General features: G+C 48.5%; 17 protein-coding genes and 1 pseudogene. 12 read left to right on the forward strand and 6 right to left on the reverse strand.

Annotation, left to right across the window (positions count from 1 at the left end):
- Window positions 1–350 precede the first annotated feature (350 nt).
- From DHAF_RS10355 to DHAF_RS10385, 7 genes are all read left to right on the forward strand, one after another.
- On the forward strand, window positions 351–2,057 hold the full coding sequence (locus tag DHAF_RS10355; RefSeq protein WP_015943830.1) for a methyl-accepting chemotaxis protein: 1,707 nt from the start codon (window positions 351–353) through the stop codon (window positions 2,055–2,057).
- Window positions 2,058–2,176: 119 nt separating this feature from the next.
- A complete protein-coding gene (locus DHAF_RS10360; protein WP_015943831.1) occupies window positions 2,177–2,500 on the forward strand; it encodes a DMT family transporter in 324 nt (107 codons plus the stop codon).
- Window positions 2,501–2,517: 17 nt separating this feature from the next.
- Window positions 2,518–3,009: a MarR family winged helix-turn-helix transcriptional regulator gene (locus tag DHAF_RS10365; RefSeq protein WP_015943832.1), complete on the forward strand. Its 492-nt coding sequence runs from the start codon at window positions 2,518–2,520 to the stop codon at window positions 3,007–3,009.
- Window positions 3,010–3,244: 235 nt separating this feature from the next.
- On the forward strand, window positions 3,245–4,309 hold the full coding sequence (locus tag DHAF_RS10370) for an iron-siderophore ABC transporter substrate-binding protein (RefSeq protein ID WP_015943833.1): 1,065 nt from the start codon (window positions 3,245–3,247) through the stop codon (window positions 4,307–4,309).
- A complete protein-coding gene (locus DHAF_RS10375; RefSeq protein WP_011459473.1) occupies window positions 4,306–5,304 on the forward strand; it encodes a FecCD family ABC transporter permease in 999 nt (332 codons plus the stop codon). Before DHAF_RS10370 ends, DHAF_RS10375 begins: the two co-directional genes overlap by 4 nt.
- Complete coding sequence (locus DHAF_RS10380; protein WP_015943834.1) at window positions 5,301–6,350, forward strand: FecCD family ABC transporter permease; 1,050 nt, start codon at window positions 5,301–5,303, stop codon at window positions 6,348–6,350. The genes DHAF_RS10375 and DHAF_RS10380 overlap by 4 nt, the downstream gene beginning before the upstream one ends.
- Window positions 6,347–7,150, forward strand: coding sequence for an ABC transporter ATP-binding protein (locus DHAF_RS10385; protein ID WP_015943835.1), 804 nt, complete (start codon window positions 6,347–6,349; stop codon window positions 7,148–7,150). The genes DHAF_RS10380 and DHAF_RS10385 overlap by 4 nt, the downstream gene beginning before the upstream one ends.
- Before the next feature lie 100 nt (window positions 7,151–7,250).
- Here the strand turns inward: DHAF_RS10385 and DHAF_RS10390 are convergent, their stop codons facing one another.
- Together DHAF_RS10390 and DHAF_RS10395 are read right to left on the reverse strand one after the other, a co-directional pair.
- Window positions 7,251–7,448, reverse strand: coding sequence for a DUF4177 domain-containing protein (locus tag DHAF_RS10390; RefSeq protein ID WP_015943836.1), 198 nt, complete (start codon window positions 7,446–7,448; stop codon window positions 7,251–7,253).
- A 4-nt stretch (window positions 7,449–7,452) separates the two neighbouring features.
- Window positions 7,453–7,632, reverse strand: a pseudogene (locus tag DHAF_RS10395) (pyridoxamine 5'-phosphate oxidase family protein); the annotation flags it as partial.
- Between the two features lie 252 nt (window positions 7,633–7,884).
- Here DHAF_RS10395 and DHAF_RS10400 point away from each other — a divergent pair.
- Window positions 7,885–8,772, forward strand: coding sequence for an SPL family radical SAM protein (locus tag DHAF_RS10400; protein WP_015943837.1), 888 nt, complete (start codon window positions 7,885–7,887; stop codon window positions 8,770–8,772).
- Window positions 8,773–8,776: 4 nt separating this feature from the next.
- Here DHAF_RS10400 and DHAF_RS10405 read toward each other — a convergent pair whose 3' ends face one another.
- Window positions 8,777–9,304: a GNAT family N-acetyltransferase gene (locus tag DHAF_RS10405; RefSeq protein WP_015943838.1), complete on the reverse strand. Its 528-nt coding sequence runs from the start codon at window positions 9,302–9,304 to the stop codon at window positions 8,777–8,779.
- 74 nt (window positions 9,305–9,378) lie between these two features.
- The gene (locus DHAF_RS10410; protein WP_015943839.1) at window positions 9,379–10,116 is read right to left on the reverse strand and encodes a hypothetical protein; all 738 of its coding nucleotides are present in this window, start codon (window positions 10,114–10,116) and stop codon (window positions 9,379–9,381) included.
- Between the two features lie 203 nt (window positions 10,117–10,319).
- On the opposite strand from DHAF_RS10410, the gene DHAF_RS10415 reads away from it, so the two are divergent.
- A complete protein-coding gene (locus DHAF_RS10415) occupies window positions 10,320–10,727 on the forward strand; it encodes a type II toxin-antitoxin system HicB family antitoxin (RefSeq protein ID WP_015943840.1) in 408 nt (135 codons plus the stop codon).
- Window positions 10,728–10,882: 155 nt separating this feature from the next.
- Here the strand turns inward: DHAF_RS10415 and DHAF_RS10420 are convergent, their stop codons facing one another.
- Both DHAF_RS10420 and katG read right to left on the reverse strand, forming a co-directional pair.
- Window positions 10,883–12,223, reverse strand: coding sequence for a hypothetical protein (locus DHAF_RS10420; RefSeq protein WP_015943841.1), 1,341 nt, complete (start codon window positions 12,221–12,223; stop codon window positions 10,883–10,885).
- 136 nt (window positions 12,224–12,359) lie between these two features.
- Window positions 12,360–14,552: a catalase/peroxidase HPI gene (katG, locus tag DHAF_RS10425; protein WP_015943842.1), complete on the reverse strand. Its 2,193-nt coding sequence runs from the start codon at window positions 14,550–14,552 to the stop codon at window positions 12,360–12,362.
- 390 nt (window positions 14,553–14,942) lie between these two features.
- Here katG and DHAF_RS10430 point away from each other — a divergent pair, with 390 nt between their 5' ends.
- The 3 genes from DHAF_RS10430 (at window position 14,943) to DHAF_RS10440 (ending at window position 18,358) form a co-directional block, all read left to right on the forward strand.
- Window positions 14,943–16,028, forward strand: a complete 1,086-nt coding sequence (locus DHAF_RS10430) for a helix-turn-helix domain-containing protein (RefSeq protein ID WP_015943843.1) — start codon at window positions 14,943–14,945, stop codon at window positions 16,026–16,028.
- Between the two features lie 120 nt (window positions 16,029–16,148).
- The gene (locus tag DHAF_RS10435; RefSeq protein ID WP_015943844.1) at window positions 16,149–16,511 is read left to right on the forward strand and encodes a BlaI/MecI/CopY family transcriptional regulator; all 363 of its coding nucleotides are present in this window, start codon (window positions 16,149–16,151) and stop codon (window positions 16,509–16,511) included.
- Window positions 16,511–18,358 carry a M56 family metallopeptidase gene (locus DHAF_RS10440; protein WP_242659968.1) on the forward strand — a complete coding sequence of 616 codons (1,848 nt, stop codon included), beginning with the start codon at window positions 16,511–16,513 and terminating at the stop codon, window positions 18,356–18,358. Before DHAF_RS10435 ends, DHAF_RS10440 begins: the two co-directional genes overlap by 1 nt.
- Window positions 18,359–18,364 lie beyond the last annotated feature (6 nt).

Here is an 18,364-nt window from a genome sequence, read left to right on the forward strand (position 1 = left end):
TAAGTTCTGTTTTTTGCTTCTAAATTCCTTCTGAAGTTTTCTTAAGGTTTATTCGGTGAATGCTATACGATCTATGCTTTAATATTAACTGAGATGAAATTAAATTTGCAACTCACCGGAGGGAGAAAGAACGGTGAGTTTTCTTTATTTTATAGAAAGAATAGAGAGACATTTAATGAAGGGCCATATCTTCAGCAAATCTTCAGTCCCTGCTCAGGGAGTATTTATCCTCTGATCGTATAATTAACAATAAGAAAATAAAGGAAAAAGGAAGGATTGCATCGCACAGGATCATATGAAATTTACTTAAGTTAAATCCACAGGAAAAATGAAAGAGTTGGAGGTTTCCTATGCAAATGCTTCGCAATTTAACTACTGCTAAAAAAATCATCAGCATAATCCTTCTCATGAGTCTGTTTATCCTTAGCGTTGGGGGAGTAGGCTATAGTTATACCCATGTTGTGAGTTCAGAGATTACAGATATGTACAGTAATAATCTGTTGCCCGTGAAATGGCTTAATCAAGTTCGGGCTGACAACAGGTTGGTTGAAGAATTGTCCATGAAAATCATGTTGACCGATCAGGATCAGGCAACAGAGGACGAAGAATTGAAGACAATAAACGAAACCATTGCGGAAATTCAAACCTTGATTAGCCAATATAAAGGAACCGCTCTTGATTCTTTTGAGTCGGAAAAACTTGCATCGATCACCAAGAATCTTGATGCTTATGGGACTGTCCATGAAAAGGTCCTGAATTTGGCGGCCAGTGGGGAAAAAACCACTGCTTATGCCCAGTTCACCGAAAATGCGGCGCCCTTAATGATGGACATAAATTCTGCTCTCAATGAATTAGCTGATTACAAGAGCCAAAAGGCTGATCAGGAAATGAATAACGCCCTTGCCGGCCGGGATATGGCCAAGAAAATGATTTTGATAATTACGCTTATTGCTATCGTCGTATCCTTGACGGTAGGATTGATGGCAGCAAGGACGATCAGCAAACCCCTGGCTGCCGCAGTAAAGCAAATAGGGCAGGTAGCGGAGGGAAATCTGGATATAGAGCAAGTGAAGGTCAACGCCGCCGATGAAGTGGGTCAACTGGGGATAGCTGTCAATACTATGTTGGTTAAGATGAGAGAGCTTGTCACACATGTAGCTGATTCGGCCAATATAGTGTCCTCTTCTGCGGAAGAGCTATCGGCCAGCTCAGAACAATCGGCCTATGCCAATAACCAGATTGCCGATGCCATTAAAGACGTGGCTTGGGGAGCGGAAAAACAGGTAGCTCAAATCAATGAGACTTCAAGAGTTTTTGAGCAAATATCAGCCCATATACAACAAATAGCGGTGAACACCAACCAAGTGGTTACATTATCGGATAAAACAGATGAATCCGCCTCATACGGAGGAACAGCTATCAGTTCCGCGGTCAGTCAAATGAGAAATATCGAAAAAACAGTGGAAACCTCTGCAGAAATGGTTGCCAAGTTGGGAGAAAAATCCGATGAAATCGATCAGATTGTTACGGCAATATCCCAAATCGCTGCTCAGACCAATCTATTGGCCTTGAACGCAGCCATTGAGGCCGCCCGGGCGGGTGAAAGCGGAAGAGGATTTGCAGTGGTGGCGGATGAGGTCCGGAAATTGGCTGAACAGTCACAGAAGGCATCCAAGCAGATAGCTGAAATGATCAGAGAAGTTCAGGAAGGTACGAAAAAAGCTATGGCCGCTATGAAGGCCGGTAGCCATGAAGTGAAAATCGGTACGGAAGTGGTGAATAATGCGGGAGTCGCTTTTGCAGATATTGTAACTCTAATCAATCAGGTATCCGGGAAAATGAGAGAAATAGCTTTGGCAATCCAGCATGTGGCCGATGGGAGCCAGCAAATCGCGGCTTCAGTTCACGAGATTTCAGAGATCAGTGTGGATACTGCGGAACATGTTTCATACCGTCTCAGCGGCAACTCAGGAACAGACTGCTTCGGTGGAACAAATAGCCGCTTCAAGCCAAAATCTTTCCAGCATGGCAGCGGAGTTGCTGGCAAGTATACATAAATTTAAAGTGTAAAGTCTCAAAGTGGAAAAAAGTGCAGTGCACATTGACAAATCTGTCTTAAACTCATACTATATAATGGTCCATATCTGGACTATTATATAGTATGAGGAGGATTTCTATGCAATGGATTTATTTAGCCCTGGCTATTTTACTGGAAATTTTGGGGACAACACTGATGAAAATGTCCGAGGGACTGACGAAAATGCTGCCAACGTTAGGGATGTTTCTGGCCTATGTTTTATGTTTTAGTTCCTTCGCCCTGGCCTTAAAGAAAATACCGGTCAGCGTCGCCTATGCCGTATGGTCCGGAGTGGGGATTGTGGTTATATCGGCCATAGGAATAGCAGTGTTCAAAGAAACCGTCACTACCCTGAAAGTCGTATCCATCGTCCTGATTGTAGCAGGAGTAGTGGGTTTGAACCTGGGCGGTACCGCTCATTAATCAGTTGAGCATCATTTATGAAGGAGACGATTGATAAGGAGACGATTGCTGTGGATGATAAAATGCTGGAACAAATTGATGCCTATTATGATTTTTGGTTCCAGATTAACGATATCTACCGTATATGGGCGCAGAAACATAATACCAATGAGACGACGGTATTCATACTTCAGGTCATTGATACCGGTGCACCTTTTTGTACCCAGAATGAAATCGGCAGCAAGCTTTTTTTGCCGAAGCAAACGGTTTCCATTGTCCTTTCCGGACTGGAGAAAAAGGGATATATTGTGCGGGAACCCAATCCCAGCGATCGCAGGAACAAGATTGTCAAATTTACGGAGCAAGGAGCCCGCTATGCCCGCGGTCTGCTGGATGAACTCAAAGCCATGGAGTTAGAGGCCTTCGCCAGCATTGCGCCGGAAAAGCGTCTGGCGATCTCGGAGACATTTGCTTTGCTGGCAGGGTCTTTGAGCAAAGCTTCTCATAAAACCTCCTGCCCGCCCCGCTAGAAGAGAACAGGTTAACTGCTTGGAACAGCTCATTCCAAGCGGTTTTTTTATAGTGTTTGCACAGGCTTCCCCAACCTTATCGGCTCATGCTCAGGCGTTAGCAACCTTTCCGGCGGCCTTGCCGGTAGCTAAGGAGGCTTGACAAAAATAATCGGGAATGATAATCTGTATCAGTTAGCGAAAGCTAACTAGTGTGGAAAGTAGATATGACTGAAACGAAGAGGGGAGTTAAGACATGATGAAATTAAAAAAACTAATGGGTTCGATTTTAGTCATTGCCTTATCATTATCGATAACTGCGTGTTCGACAAGTGGTCTATCCGGGCAGGATAACCTGCCGGGGGGCGAAGGGGTATCAGCCGGCACAGGTTCTGAGCAGGGGGAAGTGACGTATCCCCTAAGGATTAAGCATGCCTTTGGTGTGACCGTGATTGAAAGCAAACCGGAACGGGTTGCCACCATTTCCTGGGGGAACCAGGATATACCTTTAGCTTTAGGTGTGATTCCAGTGGGGGTGTCCAAGGCCAATTATGGGGTGACCGACGACAGCGGTTTGCTGCCCTGGACGCTGGAAGGGTTTAAAAAGCTGGGTGTAGAGAACCCTGTTCTGTTTAACGATACCGACGGCTTGGATTTTGAAGCGATCAGTGATGTCCAGCCGGATGTAATTCTGGCGGCTTACTCAGGAATCACCCAGGAAGAATACGATTTATTGAATCAAATCGCTCCCGTTGTTGCCTATCCCACCGTGGCCTGGCAGACTTACTGGCGTGATCAGATCGTTATGGATGCCACTGGAATGGGCATGGAGGCAGAAGGCGAGGAGCTGGTCTCTGAGCTGGAAAAGCTGATCACTAAAAAAATTGCTGCCTATCCTCAGATGACCGGCAAGAATGCGGCCTTCTTCTATTTTATCCCCACCGATTTAGGCAAGTTCTATGTTTATCTGCCCACGGATCCCCGAGCTGCTTATCTGACGGATCTGGGGTTAAAGGTTCCGGAAAGTGTAGCTGAACTTGCTAAAGACTCTGCCAGCTTTGCCATTGAACTGAGTGCGGAGAATGTGGATATCCTGAAGGACGTGGATATAATCATTGCCTATGGTGATGAAGCCTTGCTGAAAAGCTTGCAGGCCGATCCGCTGATGGGTACATTGCCTGCCATTCAGAGAGGTTCAGTGGCTATGATTGAGGATGGAACTCCCCTGGCTGCTTCCGGTACTCCCAGTGCTCTGTCCATTCCGGCTACCATCGATGATTACTTAAGCATCATTGGCAAAGCCGCTGACTGGGTGCGATGAAATTAAGAAAAACAATGATCCTGGCGATCGCCGGTGTGCTGGGTGTAGTGTTGTGCATAGGGGCTTCTCTGGCCTTGGGTTCACGCAATGTGGGTCTGGATGAAGTGATCAAGGCTTTGTTTTACTCCGGCAGTGATTCCTTTGACGCTCTGGTGGTTCGGGAGCGGATTCCCCGCACGGTGTTCAGCTTGCTTGCCGGGGCCTCTCTGGGGGTGGCCGGTGCTCTCATGCAGGCCATTACCCGCAACCCCATTGCCGATCCCAGTATTTTAGGGGTGAATACCGGTGCCTCTCTGTTTGTGGTGAGCGGAATCGCTTTCTTTCAGATCAGCACTGCCGGTCAATATATTGGCTTTGCTTTAATGGGGGCTTTAGTGACGGCGGTCTTTGTTTATCGAATCGGCTCCCTGGGCTATGGAGGAGCGACTCCTATCAAGCTGGCTCTGGCGGGAGCAGCTACCAGCGCGGCTTTATCCTCTTTGGTCAGCGCCGTGATCCTTCCCCGGACCGAGGTTATGAATGCCTTCCGGTTTTGGCAGGTAGGCAGTGTCAGTGGCGCTACCTGGGAAGGAATTCTGGCAGTGGCCCCCTTTCTGGCTCTGGGGTTAAGCATTGGCATGCTGACAGCCCCGGCCCTGGATGCCTTGGCTTTGGGGGATGATGTGGCCACAGGGTTAGGGGTAAATACGGGAATGATCCGGATTGCCGGGGCAGTGGCGGGAGTGCTGCTTTGTGGTGCCACAACAGCTCTGGCGGGGCCCATCGCCTTTGTCGGTTTGATGATCCCCCATACCATGAGGCTGATCTGCGGGCCGGATATGAAGGTCATTATTCCCATGTCGGCACTGGGAGGGGCTATGCTTTTAACGATTTCCGATATTATTGGCAGGCTCATGGGTCAGCCCAGTGAACTGGAAGCTGGAATTGTCACGGCCTTTTTGGGAGCGCCGATTCTGATTATGATCGCCATGAGAACGAAGGTGCGTTCCTTATGATTAAACATGAGTTGAGTATAAAGCAACCAAATCCTGTCCAAGAGGGCTTTTACCGCCGACGGGTCCGCATTGCCGTGGTGACCCTGCTCTTATTAATCCTGACCTTGTTCCTGTGCGGGACGATGCTCTATCTGGGCAATACCCGTTATTCTTTGGGGGAGATCATCAGGGTTCTTTTAGGTGAACAGATCAAAGGGGCTACCTTTGCCATCGGCACGTTGCGGCTGCCCAGGATGCTGGCCGGACTGCTGGCGGGCATGGCTTTTGGCATGGCGGGAAGGACGTTTCAGACCATGCTCAGAAACCCTCTGGCCAGCCCGGATATTATCGGGGTGGCTTCCGGCTCCAGTCTGGCCGCCGTGTTCTGTATTATTATCTTGAAAATAAGCGGCCCCTTGGTTTCTTTAGCGGCAGTCACCACAGGGCTGGCTGTGGCCTTCCTGATCTACATGCTTTCCCGGAGAGGGAGTTTTTCCGGGGGACGATTGATTTTGATCGGCATTGGCGTTCAGGCTATGCTGAACTCCTTGATCTCTTTCTTGCTGCTGAGAGCCAATCAATACGATGTGCCAGCTGCCCTGCGCTGGCTTAGCGGCAGTTTAAACGGCATGCAAATGAAGTCTATGCCGGGGCTTTTCCTGGTGGTGCTGAGCTTTGGCAGTGTGTTGGTTCTGCTGAGCAGGCAGCTGAAGATCCTGGAACTGGGAGACCAGTCCGCTATCACCCTGGGGTTGAGGACGGACCGGATCCGTTTGGCCCTGGTGCTCAGCGCTGTTTTCTTGATTGCCTATGCCACAGCCGTCACGGGTCCCATCGCCTTTGTGGCTTTTCTGGCCGGTCCCATCGCCGGCCGTTTGGCAGGCCCGGGTTCGTCAAATATCCTGCCGGCAGGTCTGACAGGAGCAGTCCTGGTGCTTTTGGCAGATAGTATTGGGCAGTTTGTCTTTGACATTCGTTTTCCGGTGGGGATTATTACTGGAATCCTGGGTGCGCCTTATCTGTTGTATTTATTGATCCGTATGAATCGAACCGGAGGAGCTGCATGAAAAAAACACCTCTACTTTCGGCCAGCCATGTGGTGGCCGGTTATGATCATAAAATTATTCTCAATACCATCGATCTGGTGATTCCCAGCAATAAAATCAGTGTGATCATCGGAGCCAATGCCTGTGGTAAATCCACCTTGTTAAAAACTCTGGCCAGGCTGATCAAACCTGTTTCCGGTGAGGTTGCTCTTGACGGCAAGCCCATCAGCACCATTCCCCCCAAACAGCTGGCCCGGGTTCTGGGCTTGCTTCCCCAGTCTCCGGTGGTCCCGGAAGGAATCGCCGTGGCGGACCTGGTTTCCCGGGGAAGGTTTCCCTACCAGGGCTTTCTTAAGGGCTTAGGGAAAAAGGATTATGAGGCTGTGGAAGAGGCTCTGGAGATTATGGGAATCACAGAACTTGCCAACCGCAGTGTGGATGAATTGTCGGGAGGCCAGCGTCAGAGGGTCTGGATCGCCATGGCTCTCGCCCAGCAGACAGATATTCTGCTCCTGGATGAACCGACTACCTTTCTAGACATCACCTATCAGGTGGAAATTCTGGATCTGCTGACGGATCTGAATCGGAAGCGGGGGACCACTATCGTCATGGTCCTTCACGATATCAACCTGTCGGCCCGCTATGCGGATTATATCTTTGCCGTTCATCAAGGGAATCTGATTGCCCAGGGAGCTCCTGGGGAGATTATCACCGCAGATTTGATGAAACAGGTCTTTGGACTGGACTGTGTGGTGGCCCGGGACCCGGTATCCGGTTCACCCTTTATTGTACCGCGGGGAAGATATCATATCACTGCTTAGAAGGTTAAAGTAAAGATTTATATTCTGGTTATCAAAAAGCAAAATCCCTCAAAACACTGCGTTTGAGGGATTTTCTGCTCCAAATTGGCAAACAACTTACTTACCTTATCCTGCGTTTAAATGTCGAGATAATCCACCTTGTACTGCCGTAACTTTGAGCGGCAGCCACGGTGCTTACCAGTTCCCATCCCTGTAAACCCAATTGGTTTAATTCATTTTGGAAGGCATTTTGGTCAACTTTACCTCCTAATATTCCTTTTGCATCCGTAAACAATGTTTTGTACTCGAAACTTTCCATAGTCTCATCCCCCTATGCTTTCAATAATAAAATCTTCCGAACTAAAATTAGCATAATACCGTCCTGTATTTGCCGTAAATTTCAATACGCAGTAGTCTGGATCGGCAACACCTTGAGGATAGTACATAGTGTCACCCTCTTGCCAGATCATTTCCTTGCTGGCCGCATCTTCCAATACTTCCATCTATCAATCAAATTGCCGATGGTCTGTTTTATATCTTTCATCATGCTTTATCAGCCCCTTATCAGCCTATTTAAGGCAATTATAACTCATCATTTCCCCATGGTAAATTGCTCGTTTTTTTGTAGGTATCGTTTGACCGTTTGCTTATTGTTCCATCATAGGTAAAAAAGCTATAATGATGTTATGTAATATATCTAAAAGGATATAGATATGGGGCAGGGCAAGGATACTGCCTAAGGAGCTGCAATAAAGATGGAATTTATTCCCGCCAAAACAATCCTATCCGGGTATGCTGAAAACAACCCCTGGTTCGGCTGCAATTATACGATGAATATCTACAAGGGCTGCTGTCATGGCTGCATTTACTGTGACAGCCGGAGCGAATGTTACAGAGTGGATGATTTCGATGAGGTAAGGGCTAAAGAAAATGCCCTTGCCTTAATTGAGCGCGAGCTCATGTCAAAGCGCAAAAAGGGTGTTGTCGGCACAGGAGCCATGAGTGATCCCTACAACCCATTTGAAAAAAAGCATGAGCTGACAAAAGGTGCCTTGGAGCTGATCCATCGGTACGGATTTGGAGCGGCAATTGCCACAAAAAGTGATCTGATTGTCCGGGACAGAGAACTCCTTAAGGAGATAGGCAAGCATTCACCGGTGCTGGTCAAGATGACGGTGACCACTGCCGACGATTTGCTGTGCCGTAAAATTGAACCCCATGCGGCTCTTTCCTCCCGGCGGCTTGAAGCAATCGAGAAGCTGACTCAGGAAGGGATTTTTGCCGGTATTTTATTAATGCCTGTGCTGCCGTTTATTGAGGATACGGAGGAAAATATCAGCCGGATTATTGATCTTGCACATCAAAAGGGTGCAAAATTTATCTATCCCGCCTTCGGGGTGACCTTAAGACAGAATCAAAGGGCATGGTACTATGAAAAATTGGATGAATTATTTCCATCCCTCAAAGAGAAGTACATAGAAAACTATGGGAACGCTTATGAGTGCCGTTCCCTTAAGGCCAGAGAATTGTGGCGTTTATTTCAGGATAAATGCGACCAATACGGGATTCTTTATAACATGCCAGATATCATAGCGGGTTACAAAGGGCCTTGCCGGCTGGAGCAGCTTTCCTTGTTTGAGTGAGCCGCTACAGCACTTTTTCATATAATCTAAAGTAATCCAGTCCGTAATGGCCCAGCCCTAAATCTACGGTACCCACATAGGTAAAGCCGCTTTTTTCATAGAGTCTGATCGCTGGAAGGTTATGCTCATAGACATCAAGCCTAATGGATTTGATATGTTCATTTATGCTGTGCTGTACCGCAAATTCGATTAAGTTTGAGCCAATACCTTTTTTCAAATAGGCAGGGTGGACGGCAAAGGTATGGACTACAAAAATTTCCGAATAATCAGCGTCAATTCCCCAGTTCGCCCCGTGGTAGGCAGGTACCGGCTCATGGTTGAGAATAATCGACCCGGCTATTTTCCCGGATGCTCTGGCAACGTAGAGGTGCCCGTTGGCAATCCCTTCGATGGCATTTTCACGAGTAGGGTAGATGCCTTTTCGCCAGCCTGGATAATTTTCACCACTGGCAAGATAATCATTCAATTCATCATAAAGCAACGCCAGCTCTTCTATATCCGTTTTAAGCCCTTTTTCAATGATAATGTGCATAAAGTATATCCTTTGCTAGTTAGATCAATCTGCTCATGCTGTATTAAGGGAATTACTTGCTCATAAGGTAAAGGCTAGCGAAGGTAATAATGTATGTAGGGATTGCCCTCCAGCAAAACTTCTCCGACGATGTCTCCCCCTAAAATATTCACGGCGATAGCATACTCCTTATTGTCTTTGCTTGCTTTAAATAAATAGAAGCCCAAATCATCTTGTGTGCCATCAGTTACGGTGGTTTTTCCCTCAAAAACAATAGCTAAAGCTGCTTTGTTATTAATGATGTCAACATACGCTGTATCCGTATAATGAGTGTTTTCCAGCAAGATTTGCGTATTCCGGATCGTTTTTATTCCTGCTGCAGAAGTAAAAACAAGGGGAACAATAATCAAAATAGCAAAAATAGATAATACGAAAACAGAGCGTTCCTTTTGATTAGCTTTGTTTTTGAGCTTTGCCTGCAATCTCGGGAAACGAGATAATAGGATTAAAATTAAGGCAATTGTTGAAATAGCATAAAGTCCTACTGCATACGGAGATATAAAGAAGGCCCAGGTAAGGATACATACAGCAATCACATCTAAAACAAGGCCTATTTTCTTTTTTGTTTTATTTTCATTTTCTTTGGGCTTTGCTAAGAAATCAGTTATAGCAATTATTGGTGGAAAAATTATCACATACAAGAGAAGAACTTCGATCGCTCCGCCAAACATTTTGTATTTTATAAAATAGAGCGAATAAACAGTAATAATCCAACCGATAAAGACAGTTATTGCAAACAGATATTTTTGAAAGAAGCTTTTTAAACTTACCATTTTCCCTCCAGCACACATATGGCTAACTATAGATTTTCCTGACATCAGCTGTCATTGTTATCAGGAAAATTATACTACATTTCCTGTCATACTTCCGCAATAATTTTCCGCAGGACAGCAATCCGTTGTTGAGTTTGTCACACTTAAGCCCTTGGCCACATAGTCTATAAGTAAATCGATTAAAATTAAAAGGACGCGGTAACATGATCACGCACTATCTTTTTCCGGCCATTGTTGAGCACAATACCCTGTCGGGCAGATATATCGTCGTTTTCCCGGATCTGCCGGATCTGATCTGTCAGGGGGAAACCCCGGAAGACGCTTTTCACCAGGCGGAACTTTCTCTGGGGATGCATCTCTATCATATGGAAAAAGCCAAGAAACAAATCCCGGAAGCCTCCGATTCCGCGAATTGGCCAAAGCGGGAGGGCGCTGAGATCATTATGCTGGAAGCTGATACGCTGATGGTACGGCAGGACGTTGATAAGAAATCCGTTCCCAAATGTATCATGATCCCTAGATGGTTAAAGGAGCTGGGGGAAGAAAATGACGTGAATTTCCTCGAAATCCTCAGGGTAGGGATAATGGATGAGCTGGGAATTCCCGATTAAAGGAGAGAGGGGAGTATAGCTCCCCACAGTCCCCCTTGCCAGATTGGCAAGCGCTTGCCAATCTGAGTTACACACAGAGGCCTGTTCCGCCGGACGCCCCGAAGGAGGAACATGCTCAGAGCTCCTGACCGGCTTCCCAGGCAGATGAGGATTTTTCACTGAGGGAATGCAGATTGTCGCAAAGGCCACAGAGGACTGCTTTGAAGAATGTCCTCTACTTCTTCATAACCAGCAGGGAAGGCATAGTTATAGCGGGCCGGTATGGCGAAGATGTAGCGGGAATTACCTCCCAGCTTACGGGGACCGATGGGGGCTGCACCGACAGATAATCCTTCTTCCCGGAGGGCCTGCCACTGTTCGGGAGTAAAGACCATAAGCGGGATGTCCTGGCGCGGAAGTTCCCGGGTCCACTCTGGATGCCGTATCAGAAGCAGGGGGCCGGTTTCAGTAGTTTCGTCGTTTTGGGTTCCTTGCCATTGCTCCGCGATGATGCTATATCCTTTCCAGGTCTCCGGCAGATGGAAAGCAAAGCCGTAGCGGGTATTTTCATAAACAACAGGGCCGGTCTGGATGTACTCGCCCATGCGCACGCCGCTGATAAACCAGCGGCCTTTTATCTGCCGCAAAGCAATTTCCACCGGGCGCTTGGCGGCAGCTCCACCCTGTGCCATTTCTACGCTGGTGACCTCGATGATCTCCCCGCGAACTGTGCATTGGTCTGGCTTATACATTTCTGTTGCCAGAATATCAATACGATCGGGCCAGGGGCTGGAAACCAGGCGGCCTGGAGCCGTTTGCGGAGCAGTCTGCCATTGTTGCAGCAGCTCGGGTGTTACATAGTCGCTGTAATGTTCAGTAATGCCAGCAGCTGCAGTGCTGGGTGGGGCTGTGATGGAGACGGCCTGAATCCTTTTCCCGAAGGCTTCCACCAGTTCCTGCACATCCTGTTCATCGTGTATAAGACGGTTTGGCGCGGTTGGTAAAGGCTCTATATTAAACCGGATCACTGTGAGGTTCTCCGTATCCTGAGAACCGTTTTCTGGTATGTACGCTACGGAGATAAGCAGCTCATTCCCATCGATGGTCTTTTTATAAAACTGTTTCAGGCCGAGAGTGTCTGCCGGCTCCCAGCCGTCGCGAAGCAGCATAGTATGGTAATCCCGAAGGATTTCCTGTGGAGCCCTGCCGGTGGAGCTCGCACTGAGGGAAAACTCAGGCCCCTCTTTAATAGGGAAGCTGATTACATATAAACCGGAGCCTATGTCCTGGAAATAGAAGGAATTCCGGATTTCTGAGTAGCTGAGGCTTCCGGCCGTCAGTTCCTTAACGGCTTCCCAGGTAAGAAGGGGCTTGTCTTGGGCCCCGTCCTGCCGGGCCAATGGCGTGCCTGTTGATGGAATGGGAAGAGTGCTTATAGATATATCTGCACAGCCTGAAACAAGGATTAAAGTCATAGAAAAAACAATGAGCTTTTTCGGCAGCTTGAAGTCGATCATGAAAACCAGCGCTCCTTTCCGTAAAAAGGTTGTTTATAAGCCAATTCTACTGCAGGAAGGAAAGAGGAGCAACAGATCGCCCAAAAGAAATAACCGCCCCAGATGGCGGTTATTTCAGATCTAATCTGCTGTTGTCTTAGGCCAGATCGAAGCGATCGGCATTCATTACTTTATTCCAGGCGGATACGAAATCCTGGAGGAATTTATCCTGAGAGTCGCTGCAGGCGTAGACTTCCGCCAGGGCCCGCAGTTGGGAGTTGGAACCGAAGACCAGATCAACCCGGGTGCCGGTCCATTTCAATTCGCCTGTGGCCCGGTCCCGGCCCTCATAGAGAGCCTTTTCTTCCGATACGGCTTTCCATTCGGTACCCATGTCGAGGAGATTAACAAAGAAGTCGTTGGTGAGAGTTTCCGGACGTTGGGTGAAGACACCGTGCTTGGATTGGCCGTAATTGGCATTCAAAACCCGCAGGCCGCCGAGGAGAACCGTCATTTCCGGAGCGGTCAGGGTCAGCAGTTGGGCCCGGTCAACCAGCATTTCCTCTGCTGGTGCAGAAGATTTGCCTTTCAGGTAGTTGCGGAAACCATCGGCTTTCGGTTCCATAACAGCGAAGGAATAGATCTCGGTCTGCTCCTGAGTAGCGTCGGTGCGGCCCGGCGTAAAGGGAACGACCAGAGTCTGGCCGGCGTTCCTGGCAGCCTGCTCAATAGCGGCGGCACCGCCCAGGACGATTAAGTCGGCCAGAGAAACCTTCTTTGTTCCGGATTGGGAGCTGTTGAACTCAGTCTGGATCCCTTCCAGTGCCGCCAATACCTCGGCCAGCTGAGCCGGTTGATTGATTTCCCAATCTTTCTGAGGTGCCAGGCGGATCCGCGCTCCGTTGGCGCCGCCCCGTTTATCCGAACCCCGGAAGGTGGAAGCGGAAGCCCAGGCGGTGGAGACCAGCTGGGAGACGGAAAGGCCGGAAGCCAGAAGTTTAGCTTTGAGATCGGCGATATCCTGTTCGTCGATTAATTCATGATCCACTGGAGGTACCGGGTCCTGCCAAATCAGTTCTTCTTCAGGAACTTCCGGGCCCAAATAGCGGGAGCGGGGTCCCATGTCACGATGAGTCAGCTTGAACCAGGCCCGTGCGAAAGCGTCGGCGAACTCTTCAGGATTATCCCGGAATCGCTTGGCAATCGGTCCAAAAATCGGGTCCATCCGCAGGGAAAGGTCTGCTGTGGTCATCATGGGCGCATGCCGCTTGGCAGGGTCATGGGCATCCTGCACCGTATCTGCTGCAGCCGGGTCAGTGGGAACCCACTGCCACGCTCCGGCGGGGCTTTTCACCAGGTCCCAGTCGTATTTGAACAAGGTCTCTAAATAACCCATATCCCAGGTGGTGGGGTTGGGTTTCCAGGCCCCTTCGATGCCGCTGCCGATGGTATCTCCACCTTTGCCGCTGCGGAAGGTGCTTTTCCAGCCCAGCCCCTGTTCTTCCAGAGGAGCAGCTTCCGGCTCCGGACCAACATGGGAGGCAGGACCGGCGCCATGGCATTTGCCGAAAGTGTGCCCGCCGGCCACCAGGGCCACAGTCTCTTCATCATTCATAGCCATACGTTTAAAGGTATCCCGCACGTCGCGGCCGGAAGCCAGGACACTGGGCTGTCCATTGGGACCTTCCGGGTTAACATAAATCAGGCCCATCTGTACTGCGGCGAGAGGGTTCTCAAGATCCCGATCCCCGGAATAGCGCTGGTCGCCCAGCCATTCTCCTTCAGAGCCCCAATAAATATCTTCCTGAGGTTCCCAAACATCCTCGCGGCCGCCGGCGAAGCCAAAGGTCTTGAAGCCCATGGATTCCAAAGCACAATTGCCGGCCAGGACCATCAGATCGGCCCAGGAGATTTTTTTTCCATATTTCTGTTTAATAGGCCAGAGCAAACGGCGGGCCTTATCCAGATTTACATTGTCCGGCCAGCTGTTGAGGGGAGCAAAGCGCTGGGTTCCGTCTCCGGCGCCGCCCCGTCCGTCGTTCAAACGGTATGTTCCCGCACTGTGCCAGGCCATCCGGATGAAGAGAGGCCCGTAGTGGCCGTAATCGGCAGGCCACCAATCCTGGGAATCGGTCATTAAGGCAGAAAGATCTTTCTTTACGGCTGCCAGGTCAAGTTTCTGAAATTCTTCAGCATAATTGAAGTCCGGATCCATGGGATTGCCCAAAGCAGAGTTTTGATGAAGAATGTTGAGATTTAATTGATTTGGCCACCAGTCTTTGTTCTTGGTCCCACCGCCAGTAGGGGTGTGCTGGGTATGGCCGGTTACGGGGCATTTCTTTTCTTCCATTAAATGACCTCCTTCAATAATAGATTTTTGAGAAAAAGTGCATTAATCTTTAAGGTGGAAGATTAATGCAAATTATAATCATTATAATTATATATTTATTATAACTGAAACTATAAAGATTGCAAGATTAAAGATCAGCTTAAAACTGAATAATAGTTATACTTCTTCTCCATTTCATGCTTATTCTCCTCTTCATTCTAGGGAGCGAAGCAGATTTTTAGCGGTGATGATCTTTTGTCCAAGTAATTGGCTAATGAAAACTCCATAGTTCCTGATGGTTAACTTTTTCTGCCTTTAGGTTAAACACGCGTCCGTTGTTTTTAGAATGCTGTCATTGCTACAATAAAGGCAGATCAAAGAAGCTTATGTTTATAAAAAGGAGAGAATGGTATGGAACTGGATATGGGTAAGGTGATCACAGCCAAACGCAAAGAGAAATCATGGACACAGGAACAACTGGCTCAGGCCGTGGGGGTTTCGACACCGGCGGTGAGTAAATGGGAAACGGGAGCAACCTATCCCGATATAACCTTGCTTCCTCCCATCGCCCGCGCTCTGAACACGACAGTGGATGAATTGTTTTCTTACCAAAACGAGTTATCTGATAACGAAGTGAGCGGGTTCACCCAAAAAGCCACCTCGCTATACGAGGCGGAGGGATTTGATGCCGGCTGGAAGTATTGTCAAAAGCTTCTGCAGGAATTCCCCAACAGCATTCCTCTAAAGTTCTATCTGGGCAATTTATTTCAAAGCTTTATGATCATGAAGATTGATCTGGGTAAAGAAGATATTCAAAGCTATTACCGTCAAGCCGCCATCCTGTATGAGGAGGTGCTGTTGTCGGGCTATCCGAAATTCACTTACCACGCAACTCTTATTCTGGTGGGGTTTTATACCATGCTTAATGAGCTTGACCGGGCAGAAGAATTGCTGGATAGTTTGCCAAAGTTAAAAACAGACCCTGATTTTCTCTATCCCTCAATCTATGCTTTGCGCGGAAAAAATGAGGAAGCCATGAAGCTGACCCAGGAGAATATCAGGCGGTATGTTTCCCGTGTCAGCCAGGGGTTAAGTCTTTTAGGCGCTTTTGCCCGGGAGCAGGAAGATATGGACAAGGCCTGCACTCTTACCCAAATAAACCTGGAAATAACCAAGCTCCTGGGCATCTCCAGGGAAATTGCCTATGCTGATATGATAAAAATTATGGTGGCAAGAGGGGATAAGGAAGCCGCCCTCACTTATCTGGAAGAATATACACAGCATATCCTGGAGTTAAGCTATGATTATGTTAAGAGTCCTGTTTTTAACCGGGTCACAGAGAAGTTCCAGGACCCCTCCTACGTGAAAAAAGTGCTGACCCAAAGCATTTTAATAGATAAAGAATATACCCCCTTAAAAGAGGAACCCCGCTACCTTCAGATCGTTCATCGACTACGGCAAGTCATTGACACTCAAACCCATACCTTTCGCGAATAAACGATTGGGTCTGGACAAAGGGTCTCCAATTCATTTGCGCATTATTTTCTTGACAAAGAAGTCTATATTCTATAGACTCAAAATATAAGTCTATAGAATATAGACCGAGGAGGCTTTGTCATGAAAGAGGATAAATTATCCCAGAGCGAAGGGAGATTTGCGGAGCTGATTTGGCAGCATGAGCCAATTCCCTCCGGTGAGTTGGTAAAGCTGTGCGAAAAAGAACTGAACTGGAAAAAGTCCACCACCTATACGGTGCTGAAGAATTTGTGTGAAAAGGGCATCTTTCAAAATCAGCAGGCCGTGGTGACTGCGCTGATCAAAAAAGATGCCTTTTATGCTAAGCAAAGCAGACGGTTTGTGGAGGACGTTTTTGGCGGCTCTCTGCCCAGGTTCCTGACCGCATTTATCGGGGGCAGGAAATTGAGAGATGATCAGGTTGACGAATTGAAGAGGCTGATCGACGAGCATAAGGAGGAGTGATGATGGAAGAGCTGTTCCTTACCGTGTTGAACATGAGCCTGACCGGGAGCTATGTCATTGCCGCTATTATGCTGGCGCGGCTTTTCCTGAAGAAAGCGCCGAAAGCTGTTTCCTATGCTCTTTGGGGGACAGCGGGTTTCAGGCTGATCTTTCCCTTTTCCTTTGAGAGTGTCTTCAGCCTGATTCCCTTCAAAGCCCAGCCCATACCTCAGACAGCTCCTTTGGGAGAGAATGTCTCTTTGGGCTCTGCCGTCGGTGCAGCCCTGCGTGCCGCCGGCGATGCGGCCAACGGTGGTCTGGGAACGGTTACAGTCTATCTCGGCCGGACAGCCGACGGCTACCCTATCACTACTCAGGCTTATCACTCTGAAGTGTGGCTGATGTTCGGCAGCTACCTCTGGCTGATAGGGATGGCCGCCTTACTGCTTTACAGTATTGTATCCATTGTCCTGCTGAAGAGGCGGCTGCAGGGGGCGGTGTTTTCCAGGGGCAATATCTATGAAGCCGACAATCTGAGGACACCTTTTGTGCTGGGAGTTTTCCGGCCGAAAATCTACATACCGATCGGATTGAGGGAAGAAGAACGGAGATATATCCTTCTTCATGAGCAGACTCATATCCAACGGTTTGATCATCTGGTGAAACCCTTCGCTTTCCTTATTCTAGCCCTCCATTGGTTTAACCCCCTGGTCTGGGTGGCGTTCCTGCTGATGAGTGGGGATATGGAGCTTTCCTGTGATGAAAAGGTGTTGAAGACAATGGACCAGGAAATGAAGAAACCCTATGCCCAGTCCTTGTTGTCCCTGGCTGCGGACCGGCGTTTCATAAACGGAAGTCCCCTGGCTTTTGGAGAAGGGAATGTGAAAGCGAGAATCAAGAACGTGCTGAACTATAAAAAGCCCTCTACCTGGGTCGTCACGGTGACGACAGTGCTCGTCGCGGCTTTGAGTATAGGGCTGGCGGCGAATCAGGTCAACAGCGGCACCGGCGATTATGATTTTTATAATTTCAGCGTCAATGGTTTTATGCTCGGTGCGGATACACAGGAAATGGATACCTCGGCTTTTACGCCCATCGAACCATTGCAGGTTAAAGACGGTTACGATTTTAATTTTGAGGAAGCGCGTTATAGTGCGGACGAGAATACCGGACGGTTGATTAAATTGTTCGTCAACGTCTATGACGGAGCGGATATTCCCCATAAGCTAAAGAGTATTGAGCAGGTTATGGAAGTGTTTGGCCAAGGCAAGAGGGGGTGGCAGGACAGAGAGCAAGGACTTCGCTATCTGGAATACCGCCAGAAAGAGGGGAGATTGTCGGCAACGGTCCGGTTCGTATACACAGACGGTGACTCCGACGGGATAAACCATCGTCTTATTTGGGTGATGGCTGAGAGCAGTTTGCCTTATCCTTATCCATGGGAAGAGGCTCATGCAAGTGACGTTCCATCAGATGAGCCGCTGACATTTTTATCTGCCGAACCGTTGAACTTTTCTTCATCTGTCGAAACGGATTTGCTCGCACTGGGGCAAGCCGCTTTTGAGACCTATATGGCCTTGCGGATGAGTGAAAAGACTCCCGTGGAAGAACGCATTGCCTCCTATCAGCTTAATGACCTCTCCATCCTGGCCGGCGACAGCCAGGAGTTTGCCGTTGCTGTGCACTATGATTTTACCACCGATCACGATGACTATTTCAATCCTGCCGAGGGTGCCCAAGGCAAGGGGACCTGGCCGGATAATTATCGGGAACTGAGAGTGCAATATGCTTACGAGGATATCTATGCCATCATAGGCATCGGTACAGGAGGAGGCGGGCAGGGGCTCCCGCCTTATCCCGCGGAGTAGACAAGG

It is taken from the genome of Desulfitobacterium hafniense DCB-2 (assembly GCF_000021925.1).
GTDB lineage: Bacteria > Bacillota > Desulfitobacteriia > Desulfitobacteriales > Desulfitobacteriaceae > Desulfitobacterium > Desulfitobacterium hafniense.

Coding starts and splice junctions, on each gene's coding strand:
- DHAF_RS10380 (WP_015943834.1), top strand. CDS start 5,301: ATGATTAAACATGAGTTGAGTATAAAGCAACCAAATCCTGTCCAAGAG.
- DHAF_RS10365 (WP_015943832.1), top strand. CDS start 2,518: ATGAAGGAGACGATTGATAAGGAGACGATTGCTGTGGATGATAAAATG.
- DHAF_RS10430 (WP_015943843.1), top strand. CDS start 14,943: ATGGAACTGGATATGGGTAAGGTGATCACAGCCAAACGCAAAGAGAAA.
- DHAF_RS10370 (WP_015943833.1), top strand. CDS start 3,245: ATGATGAAATTAAAAAAACTAATGGGTTCGATTTTAGTCATTGCCTTA.
- DHAF_RS10420 (WP_015943841.1), bottom strand. CDS start 12,223: ATGATCGACTTCAAGCTGCCGAAAAAGCTCATTGTTTTTTCTATGACT.
- DHAF_RS10390 (WP_015943836.1), bottom strand. CDS start 7,448: ATGGAAAGTTTCGAGTACAAAACATTGTTTACGGATGCAAAAGGAATA.
- DHAF_RS10440 (WP_242659968.1), top strand. CDS start 16,511: ATGATGGAAGAGCTGTTCCTTACCGTGTTGAACATGAGCCTGACCGGG.
- DHAF_RS10355 (WP_015943830.1), top strand. CDS start 351: ATGCAAATGCTTCGCAATTTAACTACTGCTAAAAAAATCATCAGCATA.
- DHAF_RS10435 (WP_015943844.1), top strand. CDS start 16,149: ATGAAAGAGGATAAATTATCCCAGAGCGAAGGGAGATTTGCGGAGCTG.
- DHAF_RS10410 (WP_015943839.1), bottom strand. CDS start 10,116: ATGGTAAGTTTAAAAAGCTTCTTTCAAAAATATCTGTTTGCAATAACT.
- DHAF_RS10405 (WP_015943838.1), bottom strand. CDS start 9,304: ATGCACATTATCATTGAAAAAGGGCTTAAAACGGATATAGAAGAGCTG.
- DHAF_RS10400 (WP_015943837.1), top strand. CDS start 7,885: ATGGAATTTATTCCCGCCAAAACAATCCTATCCGGGTATGCTGAAAAC.
- DHAF_RS10415 (WP_015943840.1), top strand. CDS start 10,320: ATGATCACGCACTATCTTTTTCCGGCCATTGTTGAGCACAATACCCTG.
- DHAF_RS10385 (WP_015943835.1), top strand. CDS start 6,347: ATGAAAAAAACACCTCTACTTTCGGCCAGCCATGTGGTGGCCGGTTAT.
- katG (WP_015943842.1), bottom strand. CDS start 14,552: ATGGAAGAAAAGAAATGCCCCGTAACCGGCCATACCCAGCACACCCCT.
- DHAF_RS10360 (WP_015943831.1), top strand. CDS start 2,177: ATGCAATGGATTTATTTAGCCCTGGCTATTTTACTGGAAATTTTGGGG.
- DHAF_RS10375 (WP_011459473.1), top strand. CDS start 4,306: ATGAAATTAAGAAAAACAATGATCCTGGCGATCGCCGGTGTGCTGGGT.